This window comes from Klebsiella sp. OBRC7, assembly GCF_000293135.1.
Classification (GTDB): Bacteria; Pseudomonadota; Gammaproteobacteria; order Enterobacterales; family Enterobacteriaceae; genus Klebsiella; species Klebsiella michiganensis.
In genome coordinates, this window is sequence record NZ_ALNJ01000082.1 from 1 (window position 1) to 17,883 (window position 17,883).

The 17,883-nt window shown below is 50.1% G+C and carries 14 protein-coding genes and 1 pseudogene; 4 read left to right on the forward strand and 11 right to left on the reverse strand.

The features are described 5' to 3' along the window. Positions 1–424: IS66 family transposase (locus HMPREF1144_RS15960; protein WP_009653127.1), on the forward strand; the 424-nt coding region annotated here is incomplete at its 5' end. 334 nt (positions 425–758) lie between these two features. Here the strand turns inward: HMPREF1144_RS15960 and HMPREF1144_RS15965 are convergent. The 7 genes from HMPREF1144_RS15965 to frmR form a co-directional block, all read right to left on the reverse strand. Further along, positions 759–3,410 (reverse strand): excinuclease ABC subunit UvrA, encoded by a 2,652-nt coding sequence (locus HMPREF1144_RS15965; RefSeq protein ID WP_000038427.1) that lies wholly within the window; start codon positions 3,408–3,410, stop codon positions 759–761. Positions 3,411–3,613: 203 nt separating this feature from the next. Continuing rightward, on the reverse strand, positions 3,614–4,924 hold the full coding sequence (locus HMPREF1144_RS15970) for an NAD(P)/FAD-dependent oxidoreductase (RefSeq protein WP_000233327.1): 1,311 nt from the start codon (positions 4,922–4,924) through the stop codon (positions 3,614–3,616). Between the two features lie 17 nt (positions 4,925–4,941). Then, complete coding sequence (gene fghA / locus HMPREF1144_RS15975) at positions 4,942–5,772, reverse strand: S-formylglutathione hydrolase (protein ID WP_000440264.1); 831 nt, start codon at positions 5,770–5,772, stop codon at positions 4,942–4,944. 47 nt (positions 5,773–5,819) lie between these two features. Beyond that, a complete protein-coding gene (locus tag HMPREF1144_RS15980; RefSeq protein WP_000664785.1) occupies positions 5,820–7,154 on the reverse strand; it encodes a DUF3422 family protein in 1,335 nt (444 codons plus the stop codon). A 157-nt stretch (positions 7,155–7,311) separates the two neighbouring features. After that, positions 7,312–7,710 (reverse strand): VOC family protein, encoded by a 399-nt coding sequence (locus tag HMPREF1144_RS15985; protein WP_000070400.1) that lies wholly within the window; start codon positions 7,708–7,710, stop codon positions 7,312–7,314. A gap of 50 nt (positions 7,711–7,760) precedes the next feature. Then, a complete protein-coding gene (locus tag HMPREF1144_RS15990) occupies positions 7,761–8,870 on the reverse strand; it encodes an S-(hydroxymethyl)glutathione dehydrogenase/class III alcohol dehydrogenase (protein WP_000842119.1) in 1,110 nt (369 codons plus the stop codon). 58 nt (positions 8,871–8,928) lie between these two features. Beyond that, the gene (frmR, locus tag HMPREF1144_RS15995) at positions 8,929–9,204 is read right to left on the reverse strand and encodes a formaldehyde-responsive transcriptional repressor FrmR (protein WP_001120775.1); all 276 of its coding nucleotides are present in this window, start codon (positions 9,202–9,204) and stop codon (positions 8,929–8,931) included. A gap of 286 nt (positions 9,205–9,490) precedes the next feature. On the opposite strand from frmR, the gene uvrB reads away from it, so the two are divergent. Further along, a complete protein-coding gene (gene uvrB / locus HMPREF1144_RS16000; protein ID WP_000103071.1) occupies positions 9,491–11,467 on the forward strand; it encodes an excinuclease ABC subunit UvrB in 1,977 nt (658 codons plus the stop codon). Between the two features lie 301 nt (positions 11,468–11,768). Here the strand turns inward: uvrB and HMPREF1144_RS16005 are convergent, their stop codons facing one another. The 4 genes and pseudogenes from HMPREF1144_RS16005 to vapB form a co-directional block, all read right to left on the reverse strand. After that, positions 11,769–12,035 (reverse strand): flagellar transcriptional regulator FlhD, encoded by a 267-nt coding sequence (locus tag HMPREF1144_RS16005; RefSeq protein ID WP_009653367.1) that lies wholly within the window; start codon positions 12,033–12,035, stop codon positions 11,769–11,771. Between the two features lie 48 nt (positions 12,036–12,083). Beyond that, positions 12,084–12,797 carry a GNAT family N-acetyltransferase gene (locus HMPREF1144_RS16010; RefSeq protein WP_042927897.1) on the reverse strand — a complete coding sequence of 238 codons (714 nt, stop codon included), beginning with the start codon at positions 12,795–12,797 and terminating at the stop codon, positions 12,084–12,086. A gap of 686 nt (positions 12,798–13,483) precedes the next feature. Continuing rightward, positions 13,484–13,881: pseudogene (locus tag HMPREF1144_RS16015) on the reverse strand (type II toxin-antitoxin system VapC family toxin). Then, positions 13,878–14,111 carry a type II toxin-antitoxin system VapB family antitoxin gene (vapB, locus tag HMPREF1144_RS31650; RefSeq protein ID WP_032140383.1) on the reverse strand — a complete coding sequence of 78 codons (234 nt, stop codon included), beginning with the start codon at positions 14,109–14,111 and terminating at the stop codon, positions 13,878–13,880. The pseudogene HMPREF1144_RS16015 and the gene vapB overlap by 4 nt, the downstream one beginning before the upstream one ends. Before the next feature lie 70 nt (positions 14,112–14,181). Between vapB and HMPREF1144_RS16020 the strand changes: the two genes are divergently transcribed. After that, positions 14,182–15,012 carry a hypothetical protein gene (locus tag HMPREF1144_RS16020; protein WP_001270901.1) on the forward strand — a complete coding sequence of 277 codons (831 nt, stop codon included), beginning with the start codon at positions 14,182–14,184 and terminating at the stop codon, positions 15,010–15,012. A 151-nt stretch (positions 15,013–15,163) separates the two neighbouring features. Then, on the forward strand, positions 15,164–17,851 hold the full coding sequence (gene ppl, locus HMPREF1144_RS16025; RefSeq protein ID WP_009653370.1) for an anti-phage protein Ppl: 2,688 nt from the start codon (positions 15,164–15,166) through the stop codon (positions 17,849–17,851). Positions 17,852–17,883 lie beyond the last annotated feature (32 nt).

A 17,883-nucleotide genomic window follows, 5' to 3' on the forward strand; every position in this document is an offset into this window, starting at 1 on the left:
GAAGCGACGCCTTGCAGAACGTCAGCAAAAAGCTAAACCGCGGCTGAAATCCCTGGAAAGCTGGCTGCGTGAAAAGGTGAAAACGCTGTCGCGACACTCAGAACTGGCGAAAGCGTTCACGTACGTACTGAACCAGTGGCCGGCGCTGGCTTACTATACTGACGACGGCTGGGCCGAGGCAGATAACAACATAGCTGAGAATGCGCTACGGATGGTCAGCCTGGGCCGCAAAAACTACCTGTTCTTCGGTTCGGATCATGGAGGAGAGCGGGGAGCGCTGCTGTACAGCCTGATCGGGACATGCAAACTGAACGGAGTGGAGCCAGAAAGCTACCTTCGCCATGTGCTTGATGTTATAGCTGACTGGCCGATAAACCGGGTCAGCGAACTGCTCCCCTGGCGCGTAGCATTGCCAAATGAATAACACATCCCCGTCAATACGGTTCTCGCTGCACGCTTACGATTATTGAGACGCACATCCAGAATACGTCTTGCTCCGGATTCCTTCAGACGCGTAAAAAAATCCTCCGCCGAAGATTGTGTGAAACCAATCGTAAATAGTTTCATCAGGTTCTCCTTACCACCTGCATAACAGTGATGTTTAACACTGGATAAGATTTGGTGTTTTTGCTGTGCCCTGGTACAACAGGTTTCTTATCACGTATTTTTTCAGGTAGTTACAATGACAGGTAAAATGTTCAGGGGATATACCAGTAGCGTGACAGTGTCGTCATTCACGCTATGACGACACTGTCCTTTTACCAGTTCCGTGACAACTCCCGGGCAATAAACGGTGCCGTGCGGCTTTCACAAACCTGTGATACCTGGGCGGGTGTACCTTCTGCAACCAGGTTGCCTCCCTCATGACCTGCTCCGGGACCAATGTCCATAACCCAGTCAGCCTGCACGACTGCACGCATATCGTGTTCAATCACAACTACGGTATTCCCTGTCTCAACAAGACGCTGCAACTGCACAAGCAGACGGTCGGCGTCTGACGCATGGAGTCCGGTGGTCGGTTCATCCAGAACATACAGCGTATGGCCACGTTGGCTACGTTGCAGTTCGGTTGCCAGCTTTATCCGTTGAGCTTCTCCTCCGGATAACTCAGTGGCTGGTTGACCCAGACGCAGATATCCCAGACCGATTTCGCCCAGCAGGCGCAGAGGTCGCGCCACGGGTTCTACATCAGCAAAGAAGCTGCAGGCTTCATCCACTGTCATCTGCAAGACTTCCGCAATGTTTCGCTCCTTCCAGCGAACCCTGAGCGTATCCGGGTTATAGCGTGCGCCATGACATGTCGGACAAGGGGCATACACACTGGGCATAAACAAGAGTTCAACGCTGACGAACCCTTCACCCTCACAGGTTTCACAGCGACCTTTTGCCACATTGAAAGAAAACTGTCCGGCATCATAATGATAGTTTTTAGCAGCAGGTGTTCCGGCAAAGAGCTTACGAATATGGTCAAACAGTCCGGTATATGTCGCCAGGTTAGAACGCGGTGTCCGGCCTATCGGTTTCTGGTCAACCTGCACCAGACGTTTGATCAGTCCGGTGTCGCCTGTCAGCGTACCGTAAGTTTTCTCAGTAACGGTTGGTCCCTCAGCATCACTGCCCTCGGATAACACGTCTTCTGGTTCATGGCCAAGCGAGGAAAGCACCAGCTCAGGTAAGGCCTGAGCAATCAGACTAGACTTTCCGGAACCCGAAATACCTGTAACAGCGGTCAGTACCCCCAGAGGAATACAGGCGTCCAGTCCCTTCAGGTTGTGACGGTGAATATCCTGTAATTTTAACCATCCTGCTGGCTGTCGGGCGTATGATTGTGGTGGCCTGATTTCATCAAACAAATACCGCGCCGTTCTGGATTCAGCAATAGCTTTCAGACCTTCAGGTACACCACTGTAGAGAATATGACCGCCCTGTTCTCCTGCAGCGGGTCCCACATCAACCAGCCATTGCGCCCGTCGCATCAGGTCAAGATCATGCTCAACGACAAACACTGAGTTTCCGGCATCCCGCAGGTTCTCCAGAGCATCGTAAAGTGCATGGCTGTCTGCAGGGTGCAGGCCTGCTGATGGTTCATCGAGAACATAGACGACCCCAAACAACATGGAGCTAAGCTGAGTGGCAAGACGCAATCGCTGGAGTTCCCCTGCGGAGAGTGTTGGCGTTGTTCTGTCTAATGTCAGATAACCAAGTCCCAGTTTCTGCAACTGATACAGCCGGTCCATAACACCTCTGGTCAGTCGTTGAGCAGCCAGTCGTTTCTCTGTCGATAATGCTGAGGTCCGGCGGACATCCGGCGTTACAGAATGGACTGCTCTGCCGGAACCTGCGCGTTCTGTCCGGTCCCGGCGGGTGATATCCCTGTCAGTATCAGCCCCGGCATGATGCGTACTGAAATCCCCCCGGGAGATAGGAAGAAGCAACTCAGCCAGCTGGTCTAAAGGCATCTGCATAAACTCACCGATGTCCACTCCAGCAAAAGTGACTGACAATGATTCCGGTTTAAGCCTTTTTCCGTGGCAGACAGGACACAGTTTACCTTCCATAAAACTGGAGACGCGTTTCCTCATCAGTGCACTTTGGGTGTGTGCAAAGGTATGCAGAACATAACGTCGCGCCCCTGTAAACGTCCCCATATAACCCGGAGTCATTTTTTCCCTGACTGCGACACGTGTGTCTTCCGGGCTGAGTCCGGGGTAGACCGGCACCGTCGGGGTATCTTCAGTAAACAGGATCCAGTGTCGCTCTTCTTCAGATAACTCTTTCCAGGGGATATCGACGTCATAGCCCAGTGTCACCAGAATGTCGCGAAGATTTTGTCCGTGCCAGGCAGGTGGCCAGGAGGCAATGGCTCTGTCCCGGATACTGAGTGACGGATCAGGTACCATCAGTGCTTCTGTCACATCATAGATATGTCCGAGACCATGGCAGGATGGACATGCTCCCTGAGGCGTGTTAGGAGAAAAATCCTCAGCATAGAGCATAGGTTGTTCTGCCGGATAGGCTCCCGCCCGGGAATACATCATGCGCACCAGGCTCGATAAGGTGGTCACACTGCCGACAGAAGAGCGTGCATTGCTGGTTCCTCGCTGTTGTTGAAGGGCAACTGCAGGGGGGAGTCCATCAATGGCATCCACATCCGGAACACCGGCTTGATCAATGAGGCGCCGCGCATACGGGGCAACCGATTCAAAGTAGCGTCGTTGCGCCTCAGCATAAATGGTTCCAAAAGCCAGTGAAGACTTACCGGAACCAGAGACCCCCGAAAAGACAACAAGTGCATCACGCGGAACAGAGACATCCACCTCTTTAAGGTTGTGCTCCCTGGCACCACGTACCACAACAGAATTACTGGCGTCTGTCAGGGTTGGGGGGGCACCAAAAAGTTTCTTTGACATAGTTTAATCCTGTAATACGTAAATCAACTTTACTTCTGACGCTGGTTACGTTGAATGGCGTTAACCGATGTGCCGAACCATTAGTTAAGAAGGAATAATGACAAAAGGGATTTATGCAGCAGTAAGCGGATTGCCTGCGCCGGCGCCGGTGATTAAATAAGGAATGCCGCTGATGTTTCAGCGGCATCAGTAAGGTTCAGGTATCACTCTTCTGAGCGGGAATGGACCGCACTCTTATCCGGATCAGGTGATTTACCTCCCGTGATAATGCGGGCTCCCCTGTATCCGATACTGTGGTTCCAGATCCAGCTGATAGCGACACTCAACCGGTTTCTGGTTCCGATCAAAAAATACAGGTGGATAATTTTCCAGAACCACCACGCCATGGCTCCCCGGAGTTTTAACCGTCCCATATCAACCACAGCCAGTCCGCGACCGATGGTCGCCAGGTTCCCCTGATGCCGGTACCGGAAAGGTTTCAGGACAGGTTTTTCATCCTTTAAACGGGACTGGATCAGTTTAGCCACATACTGTCCTTCCTGTTTTGCGGCCGGAGCAATGCCCGGGATCATCCTGCCGTCCTCTCCGGTCACGGCCGCGGTATCACCTATTACAAATATTTCAGGGTGTAACGGGAGCGTGAGATCAGCTCCCACGATAACCCGACCAGCCCGATCAGCTTCCGTCTTGAGCCAGCGTGCAGCCGGAGAAGCAGTGACGCCTGCTGCCCAGATGATCGTTTTGGCAGGAAGAGGTTGCCCACCATATACTACGCCTTCGGCAGAGCATTCCGTTACCGGTTGGCCAAAACTGACTTCCACTCCCAGTTTCTCCAGGGACTGACGGGTATATTCCGATAATGACTCCGGGAAGGCAGTGAGCAATCGTTGTCCGGCTTCAACCAGAATAATTCTGGTCTCTGTCGGATCAATAGAACGGAAATCATTTTTCAGCGTTTTCCTTGCCAGTTCGGCAATGGTCCCGGACAGCTCAACGCCTGTCGGTCCCCCCCCGACAATGACGAATGTCTGGTAGGCAGCCCGTAACGCGGGATCAGTGGTATTCTCAGCTTGTTCAAAAGCGGAAAGGATCCGTGCGCGCAGGGTCGTGGCATCATCCAGGTTCTTCAGTCCCGGCGCAAACTGTTCCCACTCATCATGACCGAAATAAGCGTGCGTGGCCCCAGTGGCAACGACAAGCGTGTCATAATCAATTCGGGAACCATCTTTCAGCAGAACCTCCCGTGAATCGGTATCCACATCCTGGACCTCGGCCATCAGGGTACGTACATCCTCACGATGACGAAACAGAGAGCGAACGGGCCAGGCAATTTCTGCTGATGGCAGTGATGCGCCAGCGACCTGATAAAGTAAAGGCTGAAACAGATGGTGGTTACTCCGGTCAATGATTGTGATCGAAACGCCCGGCTCTTCCAGTTCTCTGACAACGGAGAGTCCACCGAACCCAGCCCCTATCACGACAACATGATGTTTTTGATCGCAGAAATGTACCATAACCATAATTCCTGAATTTAGCGCGTCAGTGCTGCTGCATGATGTGCAATGTGGTCGCCAATGTAGCTGGAGATAAAGTAATAGCTGTGATCGTGTCCCGGACGCAGGTTAAGCGTCAACGGATGACCGGTGTCCTCACAAACGCTCTTCAGTCTCTCCGGCTGAAGCTGAGTCTTCAGAAACTCATCATTCAGTCCTTGGTCTACAAGCAGAGGTAGCCTTTCCTGCGCTTTACGGATCAACTCAACCGTGTCGTACTGCTTCCAGTATTCCCGATCATCACCCAGATAAGCAGACAATGCATTTTCTCCCCAGGGCACCTGAGAAGGTGCGACGATCGGTGAGAATGCGGATACACTCTGATAGCGGCCCGGGTTTCTGAGCGCAATCATCAGGGCGCCATGTCCGCCCATCGAATGTCCACTGATACTTCTTTTATCAGACGCCGGGAACCATTCTTCAATCAGGGACGGGAGCTCGTTTACCACATAGTCATACATTTTGTAATGTGTCGCCCAGGGCTCCTGGGTTGCATTAACATAGAATCCGGCCCCCTGACCGAGAGCGTAGTCAGGATCATCAGGAATATCGGTGCCACGCGGACTGGTGTCTGGTGCCACAATCATGATCCCATGCTCTGCGGCATAACGCTGAACGCTCGATTTGGTAATAAAATTCTGTTCCGTACAGGTCAGACCGGAAAGCCAGTAGAGTACCGGTACATTACCGTTAAGCGCCTGGGGTGGAGTATAAACACCAAATTTCATCGTGCAGCCAAGCGTGCCAGACTCATGCTGATAAACTTCCTGCCACCCATCAAAGCTGGCATGATGTTCAAGACGTTCCATAATTTTCTCCGTATAACGACAGGACAATTCAGCAACAACGTAACAACTCAGTCAGAGCGGTTTTCGTTATGTTCAGGGTCGGTGTGCGAGTTTCTTATTCTTCGCACCACCCACCAAATCGCGAGCACAATGAAGGGCACGAGAATGGCAACCGCCAGCTCAGGTGGCATGACATCGTGGATCCCGGGAACCCCTTTCACCAGATACGAAATCAGACTCACCACATAATATGAAATGGCGGCAACAGACAATCCTTCAACGGTTTGCTGCAGATGTAGCTGTTGTCTGGCCCGGTTATTCATCGAAGCCAGCAGGTCACGGTTCTGATGTTCCAGTTCAACATCTATCCAGGAGCGAAGTAACGAAATAGCCCGCATGAGTTTGTCAGACAGCTTCGCCTGTCGTTCTTTCACAGAACGGCAGGTTCGCATGGCTGGGGCAATGCGCCGTTGCAAAAAATCAGACCAGGTGTAGTAGCCTGGAACCGGCGTTTCGGAGAGCGTATTCAGCCTTTCCTCAACAATTTCATAGTAGGCCTGGCTTGCGCCAAACCGGTACAGATTCGCTGCAGCGCCGGCTTCAAGTTCTGCGGCAAGATTGGTCAACGCAGAGAGCAACTGTTCATTTTTACGATGCTCTCCGGTGCGCATTTCTTCTGTAATTTCAGCCAGTCGGTTTTCCACTCGCCTCAGTTCAGAGGCCATGGTTCTTGTAAGTGGTAAAGAAAGCAAAGCAAGCGTGCGATAATTTTCAATCTCAAGCAGCCGCTGAACCAGTGCACCCAGCTGTGCCTCTGTCAGGTCCCGTTCAAGTATCAGAATGCGTGTCAGCCCGTCTTTATCCTGGCGAAAATCAGAGATAATTGCGGCACGGCCATTTTCTGTTACTGAATAGCACCTGCTGACAGGATCTAAATTCGTTACTGCAGCCTCAGATTCTGCAGTCCATGGCAGAATATCCAGACGGGTACCACAGATAACCGAACCCGGTGGCGTGAAACCATGCCGGAAGGGGTTCTCTCCCCTTAACTGTCCGTCACGCGGATCGCATGTGGTACTCCATAAGTAGGTGGAAAACTCACCGTGTTTTTCACAATACAAAGCGCCTTCCCGCCACGTGATACCGTGCAGGGGTGCTGAATTTTCTGATGGTGTTAAACCAAGACGATCTGACAGCTCAACCATGACCCGCTGGTCACCTGACTGGTCGCCTTTAGTCATGAAAGCAAACTGCAGCAGGGTCTGTGGTGATGTGATAAGCAGGTGCGGACGCGCATGTACTTCATTGACAGCGGCCGTTCTGTCTTTATGAGCCGGCATCCCGTACACGGTTTCGGGTGATTGCATCTCAGAACGGATAGCAGATAATGCTGACTCTTTCATAAGACTCTCTCTTTTTCTGACGGCCAGTCACATTACGCTTCGAGAAAGATACCCGCAGACGTAAACGTCTGCGGGTTGATCTTCATACGCTGGCACAACTCATACCGTTCGCCTGATCGGCAAACCGTACAACATTTGTGTCGGATGCACCCTACGATCAGATGAAGGTATAGGAGCAGATCTTGTTACCAGCCGGATCACGCAGGTAGGCAGCATAAGCACCTGGCAGATGACCACGAGGACCCGGTTGGCCTTCATCAGTCCCGCCAGCAGCCAGGCCTGCGGCATGGAAAGCGTCAACTTCAGCAGGCGTGGCGGCAGCAAAGCCAATTGTCACACCATTGCTGGATGGCGCTTCACCATTGCCAGGACGGGCAATGATGAAAGCCGGCTTGTCACGGCCAAACAACACCCAGCCATTACCAAAAGGACCAAGGTTGTTGATACCGAGTGCACCTAAAGTGGCGTCATAAAACTCAGCCGACTTTTGAACATCTACAGCACCGATAAAGACGTGAGAGAAGATGCCATTGCCTGAAATAACTGGATTGGACATGGATTGTTTCCTTTAAAACTAATATTGAAAGATCGCCAGTGAAACCTGAATCAGTAGTGGATCACTGTACGAATAGATTTGCCTTCATGCATCAGGTCGAAGGCGTCATTAATCTCTTCAAGGCCCATGGTATGAGTCACGAATGGTGCGAGATCGATTTCGCCTTTCATCGCATCTTCAACCATGCCCGGCAGCTGGGTACGACCTTTAACACCACCAAAGGCAGAACCCTTCCATACACGGCCGGTGACCAGCTGGAATGGACGAGTGGAGATTTCTTTACCTGCACCCGCAACACCGATAACGACGGACTGACCCCAGCCACGGTGTGCCGCTTCAAGTGCAGAACGCATTACGTTTACGTTACCGATACATTCAAACGTATGGTCGACACCCCAGCCTGTCAGTTCAATGAGAACGTCCTGGATAGGTTTGTCGTAGTCTTTCGGGTTAATGCAGTCAGTTGCACCAAATGAACGGGCCAGGTCAAATTTCTCCGGATTGGTATCGATGGCAAAGATACGACCCGCTTTTGCCTGACGCGCGCCCTGTACCGCTGCAAGGCCAATACCACCCAGGCCAAAAATAGCAACCGTGTCACCTGGTTGTACTTTCGCAGTGTTGTGAACCGCACCGATACCTGTCGTTACGCCACAACCCAGCAGACAGACATGTTCATGATTCGCCTGTGGATTAATTTTGGCTAAAGACACTTCTGCGACGACGGTATACTCACTGAATGTAGAGCAGCCCATATAGTGGAAAAGAGGCTGGCCCTTGTAAGAGAAACGGGTCGTGCCATCAGGCATAAGTCCTTTACCCTGGGTGGCGCGAACAGAGACACACAGGTTAGTTTTTCCGGATTTACAGAACAGACACTCGCCGCATTCTGCCGTGTAAAGCGGAATAACATGATCGCCAGGTTTCACACTGGTGACCCCTTCGCCGACTTCCACAACAACACCCGCACCTTCATGACCCAGTACTGCCGGGAACACACCTTCCGGATCATCACCGGACAAGGTAAATGCATCAGTGTGGCAGACGCCGGTATGGGTGATTTTTACCAGTACTTCACCCTTACGAGGCGGCTCCACATCAATTTCAACGATCTCGAGGGGCTTACCAGGAGCAAATGCTACAGCTGCACGTGATTTCATATGTCATATCCTTTTATTACTGTTTTTACTGACCCCATCAGACGTCTGCCTGGCAGAGTTAACGGAGATATGAGCGAACAATGGAAATAGCGTCGTTGATAGATTTCGTCTGCGACCCCCTTCTTTTGTTCGTATCGGGAAATTCTTCCCTGAGATAGCTTTCCAGAACAACAGTCATCAGGCCTTTAACGGCTCCTCGTACCGAAGCCAGTTGCTGCAACAATGAAGAACATTCCGCTTCGTTTTCAATCGCCTGTTCCAGCGCTGCAATCTGACCTTTGATACGTCGTACCCGGACAAGCGCCTGTTTCTTTTCTTCTGGAGAATGTGGCATTGATTGTCCCTGTTAATCAGGATTGAAGAGACTATAGTATACCCCCCTATACTATGCAAGAAAAAATGTTGACCCCACGATGTACAAATCCAGACAGATGACAGAGTTGTATCAGGCACATTCGTACTTTAACGGTACACAATAGAAGTGAACAGAACGCCAACTTATTGGTACAGAACAAATAACTTTTCTTCAGTCAGGCATAAATGCCTTACGTCGGGTTGTCATAAACTATAGTGTAGTAGTGTTAACGCTGTCCGGGGCGTTCCAACCAGGAGAGATCATAATGTCCACAGGAAAATTCATTTTACATTCAGGCTATATCCCGTCAGGAGATCAGCCCGAAGCAATAGCCAGACTGATAGCGGGAGTCGAAGCAGGAGCGACACATCAGACACTTCAGGGGATAACCGGTTCGGGTAAAACCTTCACCATGGCGAATGTGATACACCGTTTGCAGCGCCCTACATTAATACTGGCTCCTAACAAGACGTTAACCGCACAGCTTTATCTGGAGATGAAGCAGTTTTTCCCAGAAAATGCTGTCGAATACTTCGTTTCTTACTACGACTTTTTTCAGCCAGAAGTCTATATCCCCGGAAGTGACCGCTTTATCCCGAAAGATTCCGCTATCAACGATCATCTTGAAAGGTTACGGTTATCTACGACCAAGGCATTGATTGAACGTCAGGATGTGATAGTCGTCGCTTCCGTCTCTTCGATATACGGATTAGGTGATCCGGACGCATACAGAGAGATCCAGATCCCGGTATACCCGGGACGACAACTCGCCCAGCGGGAGTTAATTCATCAACTGGCACGTCTGCAGTATGCCCGTACAGACAAAACTCTGGGACGGGCGATGTTCCGGGTTCGCGGTGACGTTATTGATATATTCCCTGCCGATTCCGAACATCAGGCCATCAGGGTCGAACTTTTTGATGATGTTATAGAATCCGCAAAATGGATTGATCCTGTCAGTGGGAAAATTGCGGGCGACATTGAACATTATTTAATATCACCCAAAACACTCTTTGTTACACCGACCGCAAAAATACCCTCAGCCACCAAAAGCATTCTTACTGACATGGAGAAACGGGTTGCTGAACTTAACAAAGCAAATCGTCTGATAGAGGCTGAGCGCTTATACGAACGCGTCAACAATGATGTTGAAATGATCCGTGAACTGGGTTACTGCTCAGGTATGGAAAACTATTCCTGCTATTTCAGCGACAGAAATCCGGAACTCCCACCGACAACGCTGCTGGATTACCTGCCAAAAAATGGCCTGCTCTTTGTTGATGAATCGCACGTAATGGTCCCGCAAATCTCAGCCATGTACAGTGGCGATCAGAGTCGCAAGGATACTCTTATCGATTTCGGCTTCCGTCTGCCCTCCTCAAAAAACAATCGACCCCTGAGTTTTGCTGAGTTTGAGAAGATTAAGCCCCAGACTGTCTTTGTTTCCGCAACCCCAGGTAAATATGAATTGCAGAAATCAAAGAAAAATGTTGTTCAGCAAATTATCCGCCCCACCGGTTTACTGGATCCCGAAATTGAGGTCCGAAGCAAAGACCAGTGTGTGGAGAACTTACTTGAAGAAATCCGTCATTGCGTCAACAGAAACAATCGTGTCCTGGTGACAGTGCTGACCAAAAAGACCGCAGAAGAACTGAATGATTTTCTGACAGAAAATGGGATCCTGTCCCGATATCTGCATTCTGATATCAAAACAGATGAAAGACAGGAAATTATCAATGGATTACGGGCCGGGGAATTTGATGTCTTAATCGGCATCAGTCTGCTGCGTGAAGGACTCGACATCCCTGAAGCCTCACTGGTCGCGATACTTGATGCTGACCATGCAGGTTTTTTACGTTCATCACACGCACTTATTCAGATGATTGGACGTGTGGCACGTAATGTGGAGGGTAAAGCCGTACTCTATGCAAACAGGATCACTCCGGCCATGAAACAGGCGATGGATGAAACGCACAATCGCAGGGAACGTCAGATAGCCTATAACCTGGAACATCATATTAAACCAGTGACTTCAGTTCGTAAGCGGAGTACTGAACAGGATGAAAGCGTCTATCCTGCCACTCATACAGAGGCATTCTGTTCAACGCTATCAGAGTTGTGTGAAAGAATTACTGTTAAAGAAAAGCAATTACTGGCGATCGAGAATTCAGGTGAGGAGAAGGATATAGAAAAATTAAGAACAGAACTGAGTGATTTGTATCGTCAATTTATATTCATGTAACAGCATCATAAAAATCATCCTGTATTAATCAGGATGATTTTTATACACACAATACTTTCCCTCTTGAAATCCGTATTCACAGGAATTACTTTCCGTGCTTCCAGTAAGGAGTAGTTCCGATTTCATCGATAATAAAATCAATAAAATCAATAAAATCAATAAAACCCCTTACTTTATATGACATGTTTTTTTGCGGATAAATAATCCAGATCGCTGATTCATTGGGGTACATACTGAATTCCCAGTCCGGAATAAAAAAGAAGAAAATGGTCCGTAAGATGTTAAGTAAATCCTGCTGAGCTCATCCCATTCCAGTGGACTGACTGAGTAATACATCTATCTGGTGGTGATCCCTGAGTCTGAGTACGGTAATCAGCTCCGGACGATCAGCAAGACGAACCAGTTCGGGCAACGACAACTGCAGGAGTTTATCTCCGGTACACTTGTCGATACCTAGCCGAAACAGGGCTGTGTCTTCGTAATGATTCAGAACCCGCTGGGCAAGCAATAAATAGGAAAGATTGTGATGCCAGATTTGCCTCTCAATCTCTGCATTCATTATTTTCATTCAGATTCTCCCTTTTTCCAGTAACGTCTGGGGGCAATAACAAAAGAGTCAGGGCTCTGTTGTCGCCAGGTAATGCCGTAAAGGATGTATTTGATGTCCCCGGTCATCGAAGTTGACAGTTCTAAGCCAGATAGTTATCGCACTGGATATTCTTTCCCATTCATCCTGAATGATTGAATACATTACAACGTCCACGCTCCTTGATTTAAGTATTTGTTTATTACGCAGTACACCCTCTTTCTGGAACCCTAATCTCTCGGCAGATCTCATACCCTGAGAGTTGAGCCTGTCGGTTTGCCATTCACAGCGACGATATTTAAGCACATCAAAAACATATGATAGTATCAGGAAAATTGCTTCTGTACTGACTGAAGTTCGTTTGATAACTGGAGTAAGATGTACGCCTCCTATTTCTGCTACGTCATTTTTATTGTCGAGGTTATACAGAGAAAGAGTTCCCACAGCATTTTCTGAATTATTTTCTATAATGGCGTAATGATATACTCCCTTCTGTTGAATGAGTTGCTGAATATAACTGTGGGTTGCCTGTTTTGTCGGCGGTCTTTCATCCGGAAGATAGGTCCAGTCACGTGAATCCTCTATACTGTGCCATCCCTGGAAGAGGTCATTCCCGTGACGGGTGGACAGCAACTGCAGAGTGCAATAACGCACTGGTAATTGGCGCAAATCAGGTAATGAAAGAGTGACGTCATCGTCAAGGTGACTGCCTATATATTGACCGAAATTATTTTGCTCTGTCATATTCTTCTCCTTAAGAAACGTAAGGATAACAATGAGAAGTTTCGGCGTTTATTTTAGATATAAGCAACTGAAATCTTAACGGTATGTACCATATCAGATGTATCCTGAGAAACATCATATATTAACAATAGCATATATTGCGTTTGTATCAACGCTTATATTCATTTTGAGAACATGTTCGCAATTAGTTAATTATCTCGAAGTAACGGAAATATGTCAGATATTATATTGTGATTATTATTGTGTGGGTATTAATGATGTTGTTCATTATTTAAACAAAAAAAGACTGAGGGACCGTTATCCGGAAAATGTTGTATCGCCAGGAGGATAAAACAGGACAAGTTTAGCAACATACGAGAAAACCGCAAACCAAATGAAAAACCGTTTTGGCAATTTCTGAATGAATCAAGAATTGCTCCCTGACTCACCGATCGTCAGCGTTTCCCGAAGGAATCTGATTCCGTCTGATATTTCTTAAGGATAAGACCAAAATATGAAAAAAGGGAAGTCAGGATGACCTCCCACTAATTGCCTGAAAACCTGTATTTTATACATTACTGGATGTTGAAAACACTGAGCGAACGCAAGGCATGATGTACGCGTGCTGTTCTGTTTCCAGTGCTGGATTCATTGATGGCGCAACCACCTCTGCCAGTCAGTCTCACATAACTACATACCAGGAACCGCTAGTTAACCCAGTCCTCAGGTACCAAGGTCGATATCCTCTCAAACTCCAGCGCATTATTCGTCACCAGCACGGCACCGGCGACAATTGCGTGCCCGGCGATAGCTATGTCGATCGGGGTGCCAGCGAGGCGCAGCACCAGTTTAATCTCCGTGGTCGCATCTACCGCTGCGCAGTCCCAGGTCAGAACGGCACACAGAACGCGTCAACCAACTGCTCGCGGGGTGGGGAGGCCTTCGGACCTGTGGCGCCAAAGCGCATCTCGGAGTAAGTGATAACCGAGACCACGATACGCTGGTCACGCAGCACCGCCGGCTCCAGGCGCTTCAGCACCACTTCCGACTGCTCGCGCATGATGAACGAGCAGATGTTGGTGTCGAGCATGTAGATCTTGTTCACAGGTCAAATCGACCTTCATCGCTGACAACGTCCCCACGTTCCACCATAAAGTCCGGTTCGGCTTTTTCAAGCTGCGCGAACGAGCACCAGGTCGGCCGGACGGGACGCAGGATGATACAGTCCCCCTCCCGAACAATCTTCAGCTCGCTGACGCCCTCAAAATCCAGATCGCGAGGCAGACGGATGGTTTTGAGAAAAACATCGGGTAATGTACGCCAACTGGAATTTATCTCGCTACGTTACCGACAGTTCTGGCTCTGGTATGGATAATGAGTCAACTGAGATTTCGGAGAAAAAAAGATGCGTTATACCCGAACCAGCACTGCAACTGATGTCACTGATACACTCAGACAATACCAGGCTGACTTGCTGACAGGTCCTTGCTGGATGTCGGTATGGCCACTGATAGAGCGGCTACTGAGTCGTGAGAATGAAATGCAGTCGGTCTGGCAGAATATTGCCCGTCAGGCGCTAACCTGGCAGCAATGCTATTGTCTTCTGGAGCAAATCATACTGGCGGGCCGTTTCAGTAGACCTGATATCGTTTCCCGATTGAAAGAGGATTATCGCCAGCTTGAAGAACTGAACCGGACTATCAGTAAGGAGGCCGGTGAACTGGCACAGAAGATATTGGTCCGAGATGCGATCCTGAACCGGAACGCATTCACACTTGAGAGAACCACGCACATCGTGGAACTGATGGAGATGGCTGAAGATAATGATGGGCTTTACCGTTATTATCTTCATGAAACACTCGATGGCCTGACCTGTCGTTATGACGGAAAATACTGGCCGGGACTCCCTGGCGTCCTGCAGGTTATAGCAAGGGAGCACCCGGAAATTGGATGTCTATCAGAAAGCGATCGGGCCATCATTAACGGGCGCGGCAAAATGCTCCCCGATTATCTCCGCGAATTATTCAGTAGCATCGAGAACGTCAGGCAGGGTCCATGGGGTCTGCCGAAAGAATTTACGTTGACGGACAGTAGCCTGGCTACGCTGGCCACTGTAACACTGGATCATACTGAAGTGTTCTCCGCTGATACGGTAAAAGTACGCCGGAGTGAATTCAGCAAAAGAGGAGAGCGGGGAGCATGGCCATTTAAGCCACTGAAGGCAGTCGATATGTAGACCCCCGATGTGGACGAAGGTCTTATTTGCCTTCTGACTTTTCCGCCAGACCGACTGAAGTTCATGCCAACAGCAATCATAACGGTTACTGAATTACCAGGTGAATGCTTCTATAGTGGGATTACCTTAGGCACCACATGGAAAAGAAACAATGACGGTAGGATCACGCTGGTTTAAATTTGATTTTCATAACCATACCCCGGCCTCAGATGACTACAAAGTCCCAGATCTCCAGCCCCGGGAATGGCTGCTGGCTTACATGCGGCAACAGGTCGACTGTGTTGTCATCAGTGACCATAACAGTGGGGCATGGATTGACGTGTTGAAAGCGGAACTGGCGAACATGTCCCGGGACGCCAGTTCCGGTGAACTGGCAGACTTCCGGCCGCTGACTTTGTTTCCCGGTGTGGAGCTCACGGCCACCGGCAACGTTCATATCCTCGCCGTGTTGCACACCCAGAGCACCAGTGCCGAGGTGGAACGGCTACTGGCACAGTGCAACAACAACTGTCCTATTTCGCGTGAAACCCCCAACCATCATCTTGTGCTTCAGCTGGGACCCGCGGGCATTATCAGTAATATCCGTCGTAACCCGGAAGCTATTTGTATCCTCGCACACATTGATGCGGCGAAAGGCGTTCTGACAAGCCTTACTAATCAGGGGGAACTGACGGCCGCTTTTCAGTCAAATCCTCATGCAGTGGAGATCAGACACCGGGAGGAGGAGATTACGAACGGGACTCACCGGCGTTTAATTGCGGATTTGCCATGGCTTCGGGGATCAGATGCGCACCACCCTGAACAAGCGGGAGTGCGCACCTGCTGGCTGAAGATGTCCGAGCCTGATTTTGACGGTCTCAGGCACGCATTACTCGATCCGGAAAACTGCGTGCTGTTTGATGATAATCCACCGGAGGCACCAGCTTCACATTTGCGCAGCCTGACATTCAGGACCCGTCTTTGCCAGCCGGCAGATCAGTATGGAGCCTCCGTTGAGTTTAGCCCGTTTTACAATGCGGTGATTGGCTCCCGGGGCAGTGGTAAATCCACGCTTATCGAAAGTATTCGTCTGGCCATGCGAAAAACCGAAGGGCTGACTGTGTCTCAACGCAACAAGTTGAACCAGTTTAGTCAGATGGGGATGGGCATGGATGCGGATTCTTTCATCGAATGTGTGTTCCGCAAAGAAGGCACAGATTTTAGGCTCAGCTGGCGACCCGATGGTCGTAATGAATTGCATATTTTCAGCGAAGGTCAGTGGGTGCAGGACAATCACTGGTCACCAGATCGTTTTCCCCTCTCAATATACAGCCAGAAAATGCTCTACGAACTGGCGTCAGACACAGGGGCATTCCTGCGCGTCTGTGACGAGAGTCAGGTAGTCAACAAACGCGCCTGGAAAGAGCGCTGGGATCAACTGGAAAGGGAATACCTGAATGAGCAAATAACGCTGCGTGGTCACCTGGCCAGCCAGGCGATCGCAGATAAACTGCAGGGGGAGTTGTCTGATGCTGAACGGGCCGTCAGTCAGTTGCGGTCGAGCGCTTACTATCCGGTTTGCACCCGCCTGGCCACGGCTCGGGCTGAACTGTCTGCAGCAACGCTTCCTCTGGAGCATCATGAACAGCATGTCGCTGGTCTGAGGGCGCAGGAGAAAGAGCCAGTACAAGTCCCGGAGCTCCAGGTGGAGCCGTCTGCGACACTGACAGCATTTATGACGCGTCTTTCTGACGTACAGCAAAAGTATGACCAGCGTCTTGACACACTGTTGTCGGACTATGCCGCGGAACTCAGTACCATTAGGCAGGACCCCCCTCTTCTCGCACTGGAAGAGGCGGTGCGTAACCAGGAGGAAACTGTACAACGTGAGGCCATGGTGCTACGAGAACAGGGACTCAATCCGAATGTCCTCGATGAGCTGATGACGCGCTGTGAGTCGCTGAAGTCGGAACTGAGAAATTACGCCGATCTTGACGGGACGATCGCGGCCTCAGCAGCGAGATCCACAGGATTACTGGCTGAAATGCGTAACCACCGGATGGTATTGACGGAAAAGCGGAAGGCGTTTCTGTCCTCTCTGTCTCTCAGCGCGCTGGATATTAAAATTCTGCCGCTCTGTGCCCCACACGAAGACACCGTATCTGGTTATCAGGCGGTAACCGGGATCGGCAACTTTGCCGATCGTATCTATGATGATGGTGACGGGAGCGGGCTGCTTCATAGCTTCATCAGCTTGCGCCCGTACAGTCCGCTACCGTCGGCAACGGAAAACAAATATCTTGCGCTGGATACGCTTAAAGCTCTGCATCTTGCCATCCATCGCGAGGAGCCGGGAGCAGGGTCAGAGCTCCACGGAGCTTTCAGAAATCGCCTTAAAGGTCTGAATGATGCGCAACTGGATGCCCTGCAATGCTGGTATCCGGATGATGGGATCCACATTCGGTACCAGACGCCCGGAGGAGGGATGGAAGATATTTCCTCTGCCTCACCGGGACAAAAAGGGGCGAGCATGTTGCAGTTCCTGCTGTCATATGGCACCGATCCCCTCCTGCTGGATCAACCAGAAGACGACCTGGACTGCCTGATGCTGAGCATGAGCGTGATCCCTGCCATCATGGCAAACAAGAAACGCCGACAGCTGATTATCGTGTCGCATTCTGCCCCAATAGTGGTCAATGGTGATGCGGAATACGTTATCAGTATGCAACACGACCGCTCTGGCCTGCACCCGGGGCTTTGTGGAGCGCTTCAGGAGACGCCGGTGAAGGAACTGATTTGCCGACAAATGGAGGGAGGGGAAAAAGCATTTCGTTCCCGCTATGAGCGGATACTCAGCTGATAAACGGCACCATCCCTGGGACAGAGAGACAT

Bases quoted from the DNA above. Each gene is read 5' to 3' on its own strand.
- HMPREF1144_RS15965 (WP_000038427.1), bottom strand. From the start codon at position 3,410: ATGTCAAAGAAACTTTTTGGTGCCCCCCCAACCCTGACAGACGCCAGT.
- HMPREF1144_RS15970 (WP_000233327.1), bottom strand. From the start codon at position 4,924: ATGGTACATTTCTGCGATCAAAAACATCATGTTGTCGTGATAGGGGCT.
- fghA (WP_000440264.1), bottom strand. From the start codon at position 5,772: ATGGAACGTCTTGAACATCATGCCAGCTTTGATGGGTGGCAGGAAGTT.
- HMPREF1144_RS15980 (WP_000664785.1), bottom strand. From the start codon at position 7,154: ATGAAAGAGTCAGCATTATCTGCTATCCGTTCTGAGATGCAATCACCC.
- HMPREF1144_RS15985 (WP_000070400.1), bottom strand. From the start codon at position 7,710: ATGTCCAATCCAGTTATTTCAGGCAATGGCATCTTCTCTCACGTCTTT.
- HMPREF1144_RS15990 (WP_000842119.1), bottom strand. From the start codon at position 8,870: ATGAAATCACGTGCAGCTGTAGCATTTGCTCCTGGTAAGCCCCTCGAG.
- frmR (WP_001120775.1), bottom strand. From the start codon at position 9,204: ATGCCACATTCTCCAGAAGAAAAGAAACAGGCGCTTGTCCGGGTACGA.
- uvrB (WP_000103071.1), top strand. From the start codon at position 9,491: ATGTCCACAGGAAAATTCATTTTACATTCAGGCTATATCCCGTCAGGA.
- HMPREF1144_RS16005 (WP_009653367.1), bottom strand. From the start codon at position 12,035: ATGAAAATAATGAATGCAGAGATTGAGAGGCAAATCTGGCATCACAAT.
- HMPREF1144_RS16010 (WP_042927897.1), bottom strand. From the start codon at position 12,797: ATGACAGAGCAAAATAATTTCGGTCAATATATAGGCAGTCACCTTGAC.
- HMPREF1144_RS16020 (WP_001270901.1), top strand. From the start codon at position 14,182: ATGCGTTATACCCGAACCAGCACTGCAACTGATGTCACTGATACACTC.
- ppl (WP_009653370.1), top strand. From the start codon at position 15,164: ATGACGGTAGGATCACGCTGGTTTAAATTTGATTTTCATAACCATACC.